The sequence below is a fragment of the Alloalcanivorax sp. C16-1 genome (assembly GCF_046507805.1).
GTDB lineage: Bacteria > Pseudomonadota > Gammaproteobacteria > Pseudomonadales > Alcanivoracaceae > Alloalcanivorax.
On the sequence record NZ_JBKFTK010000002.1, the window covers coordinates 376,170 to 388,952 of the forward strand.

General features: G+C 64.6%; 13 protein-coding genes. 11 read left to right on the top strand and 2 right to left on the bottom strand.

Features of this window, described 5'->3' with window-relative positions; genetic code table 11:
- Positions 1-12: 12 nt before the first annotated feature.
- From ACLD0W_RS08970 to ACLD0W_RS09015, 10 genes are read left to right on the top strand one after another with little or no spacing between them, the layout of a single operon-like run.
- On the top strand, positions 13-1,491 hold the full coding sequence (locus ACLD0W_RS08970; RefSeq protein WP_410307144.1) for an aldehyde dehydrogenase family protein: 1,479 nt from the start codon (positions 13-15) through the stop codon (positions 1,489-1,491).
- Positions 1,492-1,513: 22 nt separating this feature from the next.
- Positions 1,514-1,915 carry a carboxymuconolactone decarboxylase family protein gene (locus tag ACLD0W_RS08975; RefSeq protein ID WP_410307145.1) on the top strand — a complete coding sequence of 134 codons (402 nt, stop codon included), beginning with the start codon at positions 1,514-1,516 and terminating at the stop codon, positions 1,913-1,915.
- Positions 1,908-2,792, top strand: coding sequence for an NAD(P)-dependent oxidoreductase (locus ACLD0W_RS08980; RefSeq protein ID WP_410307146.1), 885 nt, complete (start codon positions 1,908-1,910; stop codon positions 2,790-2,792). The genes ACLD0W_RS08975 and ACLD0W_RS08980 overlap by 8 nt, the downstream gene beginning before the upstream one ends.
- A 49-nt stretch (positions 2,793-2,841) precedes the next feature.
- Positions 2,842-3,849, top strand: a complete 1,008-nt coding sequence (locus tag ACLD0W_RS08985; RefSeq protein ID WP_410307147.1) for a TRAP transporter substrate-binding protein — start codon at positions 2,842-2,844, stop codon at positions 3,847-3,849.
- Complete coding sequence (locus ACLD0W_RS08990; RefSeq protein WP_410307148.1) at positions 3,846-4,349, top strand: TRAP transporter small permease; 504 nt, start codon at positions 3,846-3,848, stop codon at positions 4,347-4,349. Before ACLD0W_RS08985 ends, ACLD0W_RS08990 begins: the two co-directional genes overlap by 4 nt.
- The gene (locus ACLD0W_RS08995; protein WP_410307149.1) at positions 4,346-5,638 is read left to right on the top strand and encodes a TRAP transporter large permease; all 1,293 of its coding nucleotides are present in this window, start codon (positions 4,346-4,348) and stop codon (positions 5,636-5,638) included. The genes ACLD0W_RS08990 and ACLD0W_RS08995 overlap by 4 nt, the downstream gene beginning before the upstream one ends.
- A 12-nt stretch (positions 5,639-5,650) precedes the next feature.
- Positions 5,651-6,595, top strand: coding sequence for an NAD(P)-dependent oxidoreductase (locus ACLD0W_RS09000; protein WP_410307150.1), 945 nt, complete (start codon positions 5,651-5,653; stop codon positions 6,593-6,595).
- 57 nt (positions 6,596-6,652) lie between these two features.
- Positions 6,653-7,600: a helix-turn-helix domain-containing protein gene (locus tag ACLD0W_RS09005; protein WP_410307151.1), complete on the top strand. Its 948-nt coding sequence runs from the start codon at positions 6,653-6,655 to the stop codon at positions 7,598-7,600.
- 11 nt (positions 7,601-7,611) lie between these two features.
- Positions 7,612-7,923 carry an EthD family reductase gene (locus ACLD0W_RS09010; protein ID WP_410307152.1) on the top strand — a complete coding sequence of 104 codons (312 nt, stop codon included), beginning with the start codon at positions 7,612-7,614 and terminating at the stop codon, positions 7,921-7,923.
- 39 nt (positions 7,924-7,962) lie between these two features.
- The gene (locus tag ACLD0W_RS09015; RefSeq protein WP_410307153.1) at positions 7,963-8,739 is read left to right on the top strand and encodes a helix-turn-helix transcriptional regulator; all 777 of its coding nucleotides are present in this window, start codon (positions 7,963-7,965) and stop codon (positions 8,737-8,739) included.
- Here ACLD0W_RS09015 and ACLD0W_RS09020 read toward each other — a convergent pair.
- Entirely contained in the window at positions 8,702-9,679 is a 978-nt protein-coding gene (locus ACLD0W_RS09020) for a sterol desaturase family protein (protein ID WP_410307154.1), read from the bottom strand. The genes ACLD0W_RS09015 and ACLD0W_RS09020 overlap by 38 nt on opposite strands.
- Before the next feature lie 138 nt (positions 9,680-9,817).
- Here ACLD0W_RS09020 and ACLD0W_RS09025 point away from each other — a divergent pair, with 138 nt between their 5' ends.
- Positions 9,818-10,807: an AraC family transcriptional regulator ligand-binding domain-containing protein gene (locus tag ACLD0W_RS09025; RefSeq protein WP_410307155.1), complete on the top strand. Its 990-nt coding sequence runs from the start codon at positions 9,818-9,820 to the stop codon at positions 10,805-10,807.
- A 17-nt stretch (positions 10,808-10,824) separates the two neighbouring features.
- Here the strand turns inward: ACLD0W_RS09025 and ACLD0W_RS09030 are convergent, their stop codons facing one another.
- Complete coding sequence (locus ACLD0W_RS09030) at positions 10,825-12,783, bottom strand: cation:proton antiporter (RefSeq protein ID WP_410307156.1); 1,959 nt, start codon at positions 12,781-12,783, stop codon at positions 10,825-10,827.

The following is a 12,783-nucleotide window of genomic DNA, read 5'->3' on the forward strand; positions in this document are numbered from 1 at the left end:
AAGGATGATGAGATGTCGACTAAACAACCGGATCCCGGCCCTCTCCATGAAGACATGTGGATCGATGGCACTTGGTGCCGCGCCGCAGAAGACCAGCGCTTCGCGGTGTTCAACCCGGCCACCGGTGAACCTATCGCGAATGTCAGCCGGGGTGGACCGGAGGATGTGGACCGGGCCGTGCGGGCCGCCCGTGCTGCCCTGGGAAAGGCGGACTGGCGGGGCCTGACGCCCTATCAGCGTGAACGTCTGCTCCATCGCCTGGCGGATCTGGTGGAGGCCGATGGCGAGCGCCTGGCGGCGCTGGAATCCCTCAACCAGGGCAAGTTGCTGAAGTGGTCCCGGGCCATTGAGGTGGGTGGTGGCGTGCAATGGCTGCGGTACATGGCCGGTTGGGCCACGCGCATCCAGGGCAGTACCTTCGACCTGTCGGTGCCTGCTCCGGCGGGCGTGCGGTTCCGGGGGACGACCCTCCGCGAGCCGGTGGGCGTGGTTGGCGCCATCGTACCCTGGAATTTTCCGCTCGCCATGGCGATCTGGAAAATCGCACCGGCATTGGCCTGCGGCTGCACGGTAGTGCTTAAGCCGGCGGAGGAGACACCACTGACCGCCCTGCGGCTCGCTCACCTTGCCCGCGAGGCGGGAATTCCCGACGGCGTGCTGAATGTGGTCACCGGGGACGGCGCCACCGGCGCGGCTCTGGTCCGGCATCCCGACGTGGATAAGATCACCTTTACTGGTTCCACCGAGGTAGGTCGGGAAATCGGAGCGCAATGCGGGCGGGACATTCGCCGCGTGGCGTTGGAGCTCGGTGGTAAAAGCCCGGTGGTGATCATGGACGATATGGACGTGAACGCCGCCGTGGAGGCCGCCGCCGGCTCGATTTTCTTTAACCATGGACAGGTGTGCACGGCCGGTTCCCGGCTGTATGTAGCCCGTTCTCTGTACCAGCCAGTGGTGGAGGGCCTGGCGGCGCTCGCCGAGGGCCTGTCGCTGGGCGCGGGCCTGGACGACAACGCCGATATGGGTCCGATGGTGTCCGCGGGCCACCGTGACCGGGTCCGCGAACTGATCGACACAGGCCGCGAGGAAGGCGGCGAGGTACTGGCCGGCGGGGAGCGTTATGACGGGAAAGGCTACTATGTGCGCCCGACGGTTGTGGCCAACCCGCACAACAAGCCGTTGACCCTGGTGGAAAAGGAGGTATTCGGCCCGGTGGTGGTGGCCATGCCGTTCGAGGACCTCGACCAGGCCATCGACCAGGCCAACGATTCGATGTACGGACTGGGCGCGAGCATCTGGACGCGGCGCCTGGATTACGCGCAGCGAGCCGTGGAAGGCTTTCGCGCCGGCACCGTATGGGTCAATGCCCACAATCTGGTGGATCCGGCCATGCCGTTCGGCGGAGTCAAGAGCTCGGGGATAGGGCGCGAACACGGCGAAGCCGCCATTGAGGCCTACACCGAACTGAAAAGCGTATGCATGGGCTTTTGAGCCGATTTGGAGGATGCAATCAATGTCCAAAGATGAGTATGACGCCGGGCTGGCGGTCCGCTATCGGATGTTCGGCCGCTCGGTGACCGATGAGCAGATTCAGGCGGCGGGCATGATCACGCGGCCGATTCAGGACCTGGTCACCGAGCAGTGCTTCGGTGGTACCTGGAGCCGGCCGGGCCTGGATCTGAAAACGCGCAGTTTACTGACGGTGGCGATTCTGATCGCCATGGGGCGCAGCCATGAATTGAAAATTCATCTTAAGGGCGCGGTCGCCAATGGCGCCGACGCCACGGAAATTCGCGAGTTGATTCGCCACGCGGCGATATATTGCGGCCTGCCGCCGGCGGCGGAAGCCGCCTACGTCAGCGAAGCGGTGCTGGCCGAGCTGGGCGTGGAGATGGAGGAGCCGGGCCATGACTGAATCAATCACGGTGGCCTTTATCGGCCTGGGCAATATGGGTGCTCCGATGGTGGCTAACTTGGCGCGGGCCGGCTTCGACTTGAAGCTTTTTGACGTGGATGGCGAACGTGCTCGCCGACTGGCAGAGGAACATGGCGCCGCCGTGGCCGACGGTTGGGCGAATCTGGCTGATGGCGCGCGGGTAGTGATCACGATGTTGCCTACCGGCGCCCTGGTTCGGGAGGTTCTGTTGGACACCGACGGCGGCTTGGCGCGGCATCTGGCGCCGGGCACTCGGGTGGTGGACATGAGTTCCTCGGAACCTTTGGGTACCCGCGCGCTGGGTGAACAACTGGCGCACGCCGGCGTCGCGCTCGTCGATGCACCGGTGTCGGGCGGCGTGCCGGGCGCGCAAGCCGGCACCCTGTCGATCATGGCGGGCGGCGATGACAACGATATCGAGGCGGTAATGCCCGTGTTCGAGGCACTTGGCCAGCGGGTTTTCCGGGTTGGCCCGCGGGGCGCTGGGCACGCCTGCAAGGCGCTGAATAATTACGTGGCGGCGGCCGCCTACACCGCCACCGCCGAGGCGCTGGCCATAGGCACGGCCACCGGGCTGGACGACGCCACCCTGGTCGACGTGATCAATCACTCCACCGGTCGCAGCTTCAACAGCGAAGTGGTATTCGCCAAGCAAGTGGTGCCTGGTACCTACCAAACCGGCTTCGCCTTGGGGCTACTGGCCAAGGATGTGGGGATCGCCGCGGACCTGGGCCGGGCACTGGGCGTTGACGCGCCGGTGAGCACCTGTGTACAGACGCGTTGGCGTCAGGCGGTGGAGAGCCTTGGCGCCGACTGTGATCAGTCCCGGGCACTGATGGCCTGGCACGAAGAATAGGCGTACGCGCTTTCCTTTTTCCGATAATAAGAATGCTTAGGAGAACAACATGAAACCCTTCATCAAACCGCTTCTTATCTTGATGCTTTGTCTGGCCGGTACCCTGAGTAGGGCGAGTGAAACCCTGTTCGTCTCCCAATGGCTGCCAAAGAGTCACCCTCTCTACCAGGTCATGGAGCAATGGCAACGGGATGTCTCCGCGGCCACCGAGGGCGAGCTGTCGTTCAACGTGCTGCCTCAGGCCGTGGCCGCGCCGGCCGATCATTACAACGCGATTCGCGACGGCCTGGCCGACATTTCCATCGCGGTGCTGGGCTACACGCCGGGCCGCTTTCCGCTCACCAAGCTGGTGGAAATGCCGTTCATGACGCACACCGCCGAATCCAACTCGGTGGCGTTCTACCGCCTGGCCGCGCGCACGCCGGCGATGATGAAGGAGTTTCGCGACGTCAAGGTGCTGGCGCTGTTTACCCACGGTCCCGGCGTGGTGTTCAACACCCGCAAGCCGGTGCGTACGGTGGCTGACCTGAAGGGCCTGAAGTTCCGCGTTGGCGGTGGCGTGGTCAATCAGGTGGCTCAGGCGCTCGGCGCCAACGCCTCGCTAAAGCCCGCCACCGAGTCCTATGAGCTGCTCGCCAACGGTGTCATGGACGGGGTCTGGTTGCCCTTCGAGTCCCTGTACACCTATAACCTGCAGGGCCTGATCAAGCACGCCACCAGCTTCCCCGGCGGTCTTTACACCTCCACCTTCATCATCATGATGAACAAGAATCGCTGGCGGGAGCTCAACGAGACGCAACAGCAAGCGGTGCAGGAGCTCTCTGGTGAAACCTACTCCCGGGAGCTTGGTCAGGCTTTTGATCGCATGGACCGCGATGCACGGATCAAGGCGGAGAAAGCGGGCATCAAGATTATCGACGCCCCGGAGCCGCTGGTGAAGTCGGTGCGCGACGGCGTCAAGCCATTGTTGGACGAATGGAAGGAGGTGGCCGTCGATAAGGGCATTGAGGACCCGGACGCGGTGATTGAACGCTATCGCGAAGACATCGCGCAATGAAGCGATTGCGTCATCTGGTCGGTCAGCTGAATCGTCTGCTGTTGATGATTGGCGGGCTGGCGCTGTTCGCGCTGATGGTGCTGACCTTCGCGGACGTGACGGGGCGCAAGTTTTTTCATGCTATCCCCGGCGCTCTGGAGGTCAGCGAAATGCTGATGGTTTTGGTGCTGTTCTCCGGTCTCCCGGTGGTGTCCTGGCGAGGGGAACATGTTGGTCTGGACGTAATGAATCACTTCTACCGCGGCCGGCTGGATCGAATCAGCCGGTTTTTCGCCGACATGGTCTGCACGGCGGCGCTCGGCTTCCTAGGCGTGGCCTGCGCCGGCATGGCCGCGCGCACCCTGCAGGACGGGGACGTAAGCACGCACCTCCGGCTGCCGATCGGCTGGTTTATTTCCCTGATGGCGGTAATGCTGCTTATCGCGGCGCTGGTGTCGCTGATCCGTGGTGTATTGTTGCTTCTGGATGCCGCGCCGGGCCCTGGCGAGGAGGCATCATGACCGCTTCCTTGCTGGGCTTTCTGGCGGTGTTCGCGATGATGGCGTTGCGTGTGCCCATCGCGATGGCCATGGGGGTGGTGGGCTTCGCCGGCCTGGCGCTACTGAGAAACTGGGATGTATCGGTGGTCAGCACCTTGCTGGTGATCAAGAGCACGGGCTTTTCCTACACTTTGTCGGTGATCCCGTTGTTCCTGTTGATGGGTAACATCGCTGCTCGCGCTGGCATGGCCACTGAATTGTTCGAGCTGGCGCGGGCGTTTCTAGGCCACCGTCGTGGTGGCATCGCCATGGCGACGGTGGGCGCAAGCGGTGGGTTTGGCGCGATTTGCGGTTCGTCAATCGCCACTACCGCCACCATCACCAAGGTGGCTTATCCGGAGATGCGCCGGCTGGACTATTCGCCGGCCCTGATCGCTGGCACCGTGGCGGCCGGCGGTACTCTGGGAATTTTGATTCCTCCATCCACGCTGTTGATCATCTACGGCATCCTGACCGAAACCAATATTGGCAAGTTGTTCGCCGCCGGCTTTCTGCCCGGTTTGCTCACGGTTTTCTGCCTGTGCCTGATGGTGGGCTGGCGGTGCCGTCGTGATCCGTCGGCGGCGCCGACTTCCGAGCGCTATGACTGGCGGCGTCGCTGGCGAGCCTTCGGCAAGGTGTGGGGCGTGGTGGTGCTCTTCGTACTGGTGATCGGTGGCATCTACGGGGGGCTGTTCACCGCTACCGAGGGGGCCGGCTTTGGCGCTTTCGGTACCCTGGTGCTGGCCTTGGCCCGGCGTCGCATTGGCTGGTCCGGGGTGAGTGGCGCGGTGGCGGACGCCACGCGCACAACTGCCATGCTGTTCGCGATCCTAATGGGCGCGCTGATATTCGGTAATTTCATTAATTTTACCGGCATGCCCGGCCAATTGCAGAGCTTTGTTTCCGGTTTGGCTGTCAGTCCCACGGTGGTGGTCCTGGCCATCTGCGCAATCTATATCCTGTTGGGCAGCGTGATGGAGGAACTATCCATGGTGATGCTGACCGTGCCCTTGTTCTTTCCGGTGATCGTTGGCCTGGGTCTGGATCCGTACTGGTTTGGCATCGTTATCGTGATGGTGGTGATGATCGGCATGATCAGTCCACCGGTGGGCATGAACCTGTTCGTGCTGAGTTCACTGGTGCCGGAATTGCCGGTATCCACCGTCTACCGGGGGGTGCTGCCGTTCATGGGCGCGCTGGTACTGGCCCTGCTGCTGGTGATTTTGTTTCCGGACATCGCCACTTTCCTGCCTCAATGGACAAAATGATAAGGAGTCTCCGTGTCTGAAAAAGCTGTATCCGAATCCAGCCGTATCGGCTTTGTCGGTTTGGGCGTGATGGGTGCGCCCATGGCCGCGGCACTGTCCCGGGCCGGTTTTCCGCTGGCGCTCTACGACGCCGATCCGAAGCGCGCGCCGTCGCTGTCCTTGCAGGGCGCCCTGTGTTGTGACAGTTCCGCCGAGCTGGCGAGCGCCAGCGACATCGTGGTCACCATGTTGCCCAACGGCGGCGTGGTCAGCGAGGTGGTGACCATGGATCAGGGGTTGCTGGAGGGCCTGCGCCCCGGCAGCTTGCTGCTGGATACTTCCTCGTCGGAACCCTGGCTGACTCAGCAAACCGCCGCCATCCTGACCGACGCTGGAGTCCGCATGGTGGATGCTCCGGTCTCCGGCGCGGAGTGGGGCGCCAAGGCGGCCGAACTGGTGTTCATGGTGGGCGGCGGTGACGCCGACGTGGCTCGCGTGCGGCCTTTGCTTGATGCCATGGGACGTCGTACTTTTCATCTCGGCGCGCTCGGTTGCGGCCATATCATGAAGTGCATCAACAACCTGATCACGGCGATGAATCTCACCGCCACCGCCGAGGGCCTGGTGATCGGAAAGCGATACGGGCTTGATCCAGCGGTCATGACTGATGTACTTAATGAAGCTACCGGGATGTCCTGGATCACCCGGACCCATATTCAGCAGCGGGTGGTGTCGCGTACTTTTGACGACCCTTTTAAACTGGCATTGATGTTCAAGGATGTAGGCATTGCCCTGAACATGGCCCGTGACAGCGGCGTCGAACTGCCGGCCGCTTCCCTGAACCATAAGCTCTGGCAGCGGGCCTGCGACGCCAACGAGGCCGGCGCCAGCGTCAGTCGTTTCGTGGCTTGGCTGGAGACCATGACCGACACGCCGCTGACGTCGGAACGCGACGATGACGCCCGCCCGGCTCGCTGAGGAGTCGGGCGCCACCGATCCCGGGACAGAATAATAAAATGCAATTGGAGGTCGGCAATGAACGAACTGACCGCACAGGTGAGTGTGGATGGACTGGACAGCTGGCGACGCACCATGCAGTCGCACTTCCTGCGGCTTGATTACGAGTCACCTAGGCCGCGGGAATTCCGAGCCCGGGGCGTGATCGGTCGTTTCGCGAATAGCGCGGTGGCTCGGTTGGACACCAATGCCAACCGGGTGGTGCGTCGGCCTCAGTACGTTAAGGATGCGCCGGCCGCCTATTACAAGATCTTCTGGCAGATGCGGGGGGTCAGCCGTATCCAGCAGGCCTATCGCAGCTCCACGCTGAAGGCGGGAATGTGGTCGGTTTACGACACCACCCGGGAATACAGTATTGAATCCACCGACGGCTCCAGTTTCATGGTGCTGATGGTGCCGCAACTGGAATGCGACGGCTGGATGAGCAGTGTCGACGCGGTTTGCGGCCGTGCCCTGGATGGCCGTGGCGCTCCCAATATCGTGTTGTCCTCGCTCACCGGCTTGCTGTGCGACGGCGGCCTGCAACCCTCGGCGCAGGGCGCCTTGCAGGACGCCACGGTAAAGCTGATTGAAAGCGCCCTGGATGGCGAGGCCGCTGGTGCCGGCAACAATCACAAGCCGGCGGTGGGCTCGCGTTTGCAGGAAGTGAAGGCCTTCATTATCCATCACCTGGCGGATCCACGGCTCAGCCCGGATACCGTTGCGGCGACGTTCTCCATGTCGCGACGCAGTCTTTATAACCTCTTCCTGCTGGGGCAAAGCACGCCCAGCGCCTTCATCCATCAGGAACGCATGAACCGCGCCCGGGAGCTGTTGCGCGATCCCGATCGCCGCGGTCAACCAGTCTCGTCGATCGCGGTGGAGTGTGGTTTCTTGGACCCGGCGCATTTCAGCCGCGCGTTTCGCGCCCGTTTTGGTCTGCCCCCGGGCAGCTGGCGGGACCGGTTCGCCAACTTTCAATCCTAATAGGAATCCGTATGCATAAATTCATGGTGTTGTACCCGAGACCCGACGATGAAGCGCACTTCCGGCGCTACTACGCGGAAAAGCATCTTCCACTGGCCGGCACGTTACCCGGGCTTAAACGTTATGAATGCGTCTACCCCGAAGCCATGGGGCCCCATCCGTCGCCGCATTTCTGCATTTTCGAGGGCTGGTTCGAATCCGAGCGGGCAATGCGGGATGCGCTGGATAGCGAAGTGGGCCGGACGCTTGCCGAGGACGTACCCAATTACTCCCCCAAGGGCGCGCTATTGTTGTCCGCGCCGGTGGAGCCCGCGTCCGCCTAAGCCAACGACCATGAGGGGCATCGCCCTTCGGGAGGCTTCATGACCACGGTGACCAGAATATCGGAGTCCGCGGGCGGTGACCCGCTTTCCACCCTTGCGGCGGCCATGGGCAGTGATAATTTCAGCCAGGTATTGATGGACCGGCTTGGTCATTGGGTGCTATCGCAGCATTTCAGTCTGATGCGCATGGATCAGCCGCTGCCGAGCATGCTGATGGCCGGAAGTTGTTACCATGATCGCAATCTGGTGTGGCGTTGCTGGCGGGACTACAGCCACTTCGGCTATCAGAATCACGATCCCATCCTTACTTCCGTGCAGCGTGCCGGGCTGCGAGCCAACCGATTCTATATCGGTCGGGCTTGTGCCCGGGACATTCGTTTCCGCCCCTATCGGCAAGGTATTTATGAGAATACCGGGATCGAGGAAAAGCTTTCCGGCCTGCATAGGATCGATGGAGGTGCCACGGTCCTGTTCAATCTCTACCGCCACGGCAGCGAAGGGTCATTTTCCGACCGGGAGCTGAGTGCCTTTGAGGCGCTCTGCCCGGCGCTGATGAAGATTCTGCAGGGCCACCTGGCGCTGCGGGAGGCCCGCGACGTGTTAGGGGGCGACGACCGTGAGAAGCTGCGCGCCCGCTTTCCCGAGCTCACAGGCCAGGAGCTTAATGTCTGTGTGCTGATCGCCCAGGGCATGACCTACGCGGGGGTCGCCGCCACCCTTGGAATCAAGGAATCCACGGTAAAGACCCTGCGTAATCGTGCCTTCGCCCGCATGGGCATCAATTTTCGCAATCAGATCCACGGCTTTCTACGGTGAGCCCGTCGTGCCGAGACCGGGCCAGCGGACGCCGCCACTCCGGCGGCTTCCACAGATGCTTGAGCCGCTGGCCCGGCGGGCCGCGCCGGGCCATGTCGCGGAACATGTCCCGGTATTCGTGGCACCAGTTGACGATCAGACTGCGGCTGTACACCGGGCGGGTGATACCGTATTCCACCGGCTGGTCGTCCCGTTCCTCGGTGAAGGTGCCGAACAGGCGGTCGAAGACGATAAAGACGCCGCCGTAGTTGCGGTCGATGTAGTCCGGGTTGCGGGCATGGTGCACGCGGTGGTGGCTGGGGGTGTTGAAGACCCATTCGATCCAGGGGTGCAGCCGGCCCACCAGGGTGGTGTGGATAAAGAACTGGTAGACCAGGGACAGGGCGTAGCAGACGCCGATCCACACCGGATTGAAACCGATCAGCGCCAGCGGCACATAGACCAGCCAGCCGCCGTTGAAAATGTTGGTGGCGTTCTGGCGCATGGCGGTGGAGAAGTTCATGCGTTCCGAGGAGTGATGGGTGACGTGGGCGGCCCACAACCAGCGCACCCGGTGGGAACCGCGATGGAACCAGTAGAAGCAGAAATCGGTGAGCACCCAGAGCAGGGCGGCGGTGGCCAGGTTCAGCGGAATGTCCAGCAGCCGGTGGTGGTAGGCCAGGGCGAACACCGGGAAGGAAATGATCCCGGCGAACAGCAGCTCGGTGGTCTGGTAGCCGGCGCCGAGCAGGAAGTTGCGCACGGATTCCCGGGCGTCCACGCGCACCGGGTCATGGCGCAGGCGCAGGTATTCCCACAGGAACACGCCGATGAACACCGGCGTGGCCACCACGAAGATCAGCTGCCGTTGGTCCAGGGCCAGCCACGGGGAGACCGCCTGCCAGAGGGGCGCCAGGCCGCTGTCGCGCCATACGTCCTCGAACATCGCCATCAGCGTCATAGCCGCTGCCTCCTGGGTGCCTGTTGAAGATTGAACACCGATTGTGCGGCGGAGCCGGTGTGTTGGTATTGACGAACCGCGCCTTATTTTTGACAATTCACGCCAATCTGCGAGGACGCCAACCGACAAGGACCCCTGATGGCCTCTCCCATGCGGGTCACCGGCGCCTGGGTGCAGTTGCTCAGCGACTGGCTGGACCGGGAAAATCTGCCGGCGCCGGAATTGCGCGCGGTGCTCGACAGCCGCGGGCCGGCGGACATCGTCGACCTGCCGCTGTGGCGGCGGCTGCTGGAGCAGGCGGTGGCGCTGCGGCCCGGGGTACCGGCGCCGGGGCTGGCCATCGGCGCCCTGGTGCGGCCCCGCCATGTGGGCGTGCTGGGTTACCTGACGCTGACCTGCCAGACCCTGGGCGAGGTGATGCTGGCCTACCAGCGTTACGAGAGCCTGTTCTACGGGCGGGATCTGGTCCAGGTGCAGGGCGGCGAGGCGGGTATGACCCTGCGCTGGCCCGGGGAGGCCTCCCTGGGGCCCCTGGCGGACAGCGTCTCCATCGCCGCCCTGGTGACCTTCATGCGCCGGCTGCTGGAGCAGCGTCTGGCGCCATCGCGGGTGCGTTTCGTGTTCCCGGCGCCGCCGCCGGCGGAACGGCGGGCCTATCGGGCCTTCTTCGGTTGCCCGGTGGCGTTCGACGCGCCCCACACCGAGGTGGTCTTTCCGGTGTCGTTTCTTGGCCTGGGCCTGCCGCGCAGCGACGCCGGGTCCCGGGCGCTGCTGGATCGGCAGGCCGGGGCGCTGCTGCGGGCGCTGCCGGAGTCCGACGGTTTTGATCGGGCCTTGCAGCACACCCTGGTGGCCCTGCTGCCCGAAGGGCGGGTCAGTCTGACCCGGGTGGCGGCGCGCCTGCACGTGTCGCCGCGCACGCTGCAACGGCGGTTGGCCCGGCGGCGGCTGAGCTGGCAAACGCTGCTGGACCGCACCCGCGAACAACTGGCCGGGCACTACCTGGCCGATCCGTCGCTGACGCTGGGGGAAATCGCCCTGCTGCTGGGCTACTCCGAGCACAGTGCCTTCAGCCGGGCCTACCGGGGCTGGACCGGGCGCACCCCGGCCCGGGACCGGCGGGGCTGACCGGTCGGCTTTTTTAACTACCCGCCGAGCAGTTTCTCCTCCGCCGCTTCCACCGCTTCCAGGGGGCCGTAGAGGATCAGAATGTCGCCGTCGAGCAGTACCGTGTCGTCGTCCGGGTGGGCCAGGGTACGGTCTTCCCGGCGCAGCGATTGCACCTCCACCTTGCCGCCGGCCAGGTCCAGGTCGCCCAGGCGCTTGCCGATGGCGGCGGCCTGGCCGTGCACGGTAACCGCGTGCAGCAGCCGGTAGGGGTTGCCGGCCCGGTCGGCGGTGGGCAGCGATTCGCCGTGGTAGTAGCCGCGCAGCAGCTTGTAGCGCTCGCGGCGGCTCTGGCGCAGCATCGCCAGCACCTTGCCGAACGGCGTCTCCAGCATCATCAGCGCATGGGCCACCAGCATCAGCGAGGCTTCCAGCACTTCCGGCACCACTTCCGCGGCGCCGGCGGCCAGCAGCTCGTCCAGATGGGCGTCGTCGCGGGTGCGCACCAGCACGCGCAGGTCCGGGCACAGTTGATGGACGGTGTGCAGGATGCGTTCCGCCTGGCGCGCGTCATCGAAGGTCACCACCAGCAGGCTGGCCCGATGAATGCCGGCCCGTTCAAGAATCTCCTTGCGGGTGGCGTCGCCGTAAAGAATGCGCTCGCCGGCCTGGCTGGCTTCCTGGATGCGCACCAGGTCGGTGTCGATGGCCACCGCCTGATGGTGGAAGCGATGCAGGTAGCGCATCAGGTTCTGGCCCACCCGGCCATAGCCGCACAGCAGCACATGGCCGGCGGTGGCTTCATCCACCGCCGGGGTGTCCGGTTCCTGTTCCCATTGCTTCAGCAGACGGCGGGTGAGGGTGCCGCTGTGTTCCAGCAGCGCCGGGGTCACCGCCATGGTCAGCACGGTGATCGACACCAGCACCCCGGCCTGTTCGTTGCTGATCAGATCGTGGGTGACCGCCAGGGCCATCAGCACGAAGCCGAACTCGCCGCCCTGGGCCAGCAGCACGCCGGTGCGCAGGGCGGTTTCCCGGCGTTCGCCCAGCAGCCGCAGCACCACCGTCACCACCGTCAGCTTGAGCACCATCAGCAGGCTGGCGCCGATCAGGATCCAGGGCCAGTAATCGAGGAACAGGGCCGGCGACACCAGCATCCCCACGCCCATGAAAAACAGCCCCAGCAGCAGGTCCCGGAACGGCCGGATGTCGGCCTCGATCTGATGCCGGAAATGGCTTTCGCCCAGCATCATGCCGGCCAGAAAGGCGCCCAGCGCCATGGACAGGCCCAGGGCGTGGGTGACCCAGGCGGCCAGCAGCGCCAGCAGCAGGGCGGTCATCACGAACACTTCGTCGGAGCGGGCGCGGCCGGTCTCTTCCAGGGCCCGGGGCAGCACCCATTTGCCGATCACGTAGATGCCCGCGAACAGCAGCACCGCCTTGCCCAGGGTGGCGGCGGCGGTGGCCAGGGGGTTGCCGGCGCCGGGGTCGGCCAGCACCGGCAGCAGCACCAGCAGAATCACCGCCGCCAGATCCTGGAACAGCAGCACGCCGGTGGCGGCGCGACCGTAGCCGGTGTTCACCGCGCCCCGGGTGATCAGATCGCGGATCACCATGGCGGTGGAGGAGAGCGCGAAGGCGGCGCCGCCGATCAGCGCCACCGCCGGGGTCGGCGCCAGCCACCACAACAGCGCGATCACCGGCAGGGCGGTGAGCAGCACCTGCAGCGGGCCGGCGCCGAACACCACCCGGCGCAGGGCCAGCAGGCGTGGGATGGAGAACTCCAGGCCCAGGGAGAACAGCAGAAAGACGATGCCGAACTCGGCCAGATGCTGCATGCCGGCGGTGTCGCCGACCCAGCCGAAACCGCCCGGGCCGGCGAGCACGCCGGCGCCCAGGTAGGCCAGGATCGGTGGCAGATGCAGGCGGCGAAACACCACCACGGCCAACACCGCCGTGGTCAGCAGGGTCACCACCAGAGTCAGGGAATCCTGCAT

Bases quoted from the DNA above. Each gene is read 5' to 3' on its own strand.
- ACLD0W_RS08970 (WP_410307144.1), top strand. From the start codon at position 13: ATGTCGACTAAACAACCGGATCCCGGCCCTCTCCATGAAGACATGTGG.
- ACLD0W_RS08975 (WP_410307145.1), top strand. From the start codon at position 1,514: ATGTCCAAAGATGAGTATGACGCCGGGCTGGCGGTCCGCTATCGGATG.
- ACLD0W_RS08980 (WP_410307146.1), top strand. From the start codon at position 1,908: ATGACTGAATCAATCACGGTGGCCTTTATCGGCCTGGGCAATATGGGT.
- ACLD0W_RS08985 (WP_410307147.1), top strand. From the start codon at position 2,842: ATGAAACCCTTCATCAAACCGCTTCTTATCTTGATGCTTTGTCTGGCC.
- ACLD0W_RS08990 (WP_410307148.1), top strand. From the start codon at position 3,846: ATGAAGCGATTGCGTCATCTGGTCGGTCAGCTGAATCGTCTGCTGTTG.
- ACLD0W_RS08995 (WP_410307149.1), top strand. From the start codon at position 4,346: ATGACCGCTTCCTTGCTGGGCTTTCTGGCGGTGTTCGCGATGATGGCG.
- ACLD0W_RS09005 (WP_410307151.1), top strand. From the start codon at position 6,653: ATGAACGAACTGACCGCACAGGTGAGTGTGGATGGACTGGACAGCTGG.
- ACLD0W_RS09010 (WP_410307152.1), top strand. From the start codon at position 7,612: ATGCATAAATTCATGGTGTTGTACCCGAGACCCGACGATGAAGCGCAC.
- ACLD0W_RS09015 (WP_410307153.1), top strand. From the start codon at position 7,963: ATGACCACGGTGACCAGAATATCGGAGTCCGCGGGCGGTGACCCGCTT.
- ACLD0W_RS09020 (WP_410307154.1), bottom strand. From the start codon at position 9,679: ATGACGCTGATGGCGATGTTCGAGGACGTATGGCGCGACAGCGGCCTG.
- ACLD0W_RS09025 (WP_410307155.1), top strand. From the start codon at position 9,818: ATGGCCTCTCCCATGCGGGTCACCGGCGCCTGGGTGCAGTTGCTCAGC.
- ACLD0W_RS09030 (WP_410307156.1), bottom strand. From the start codon at position 12,783: ATGCAGGATTCCCTGACTCTGGTGGTGACCCTGCTGACCACGGCGGTG.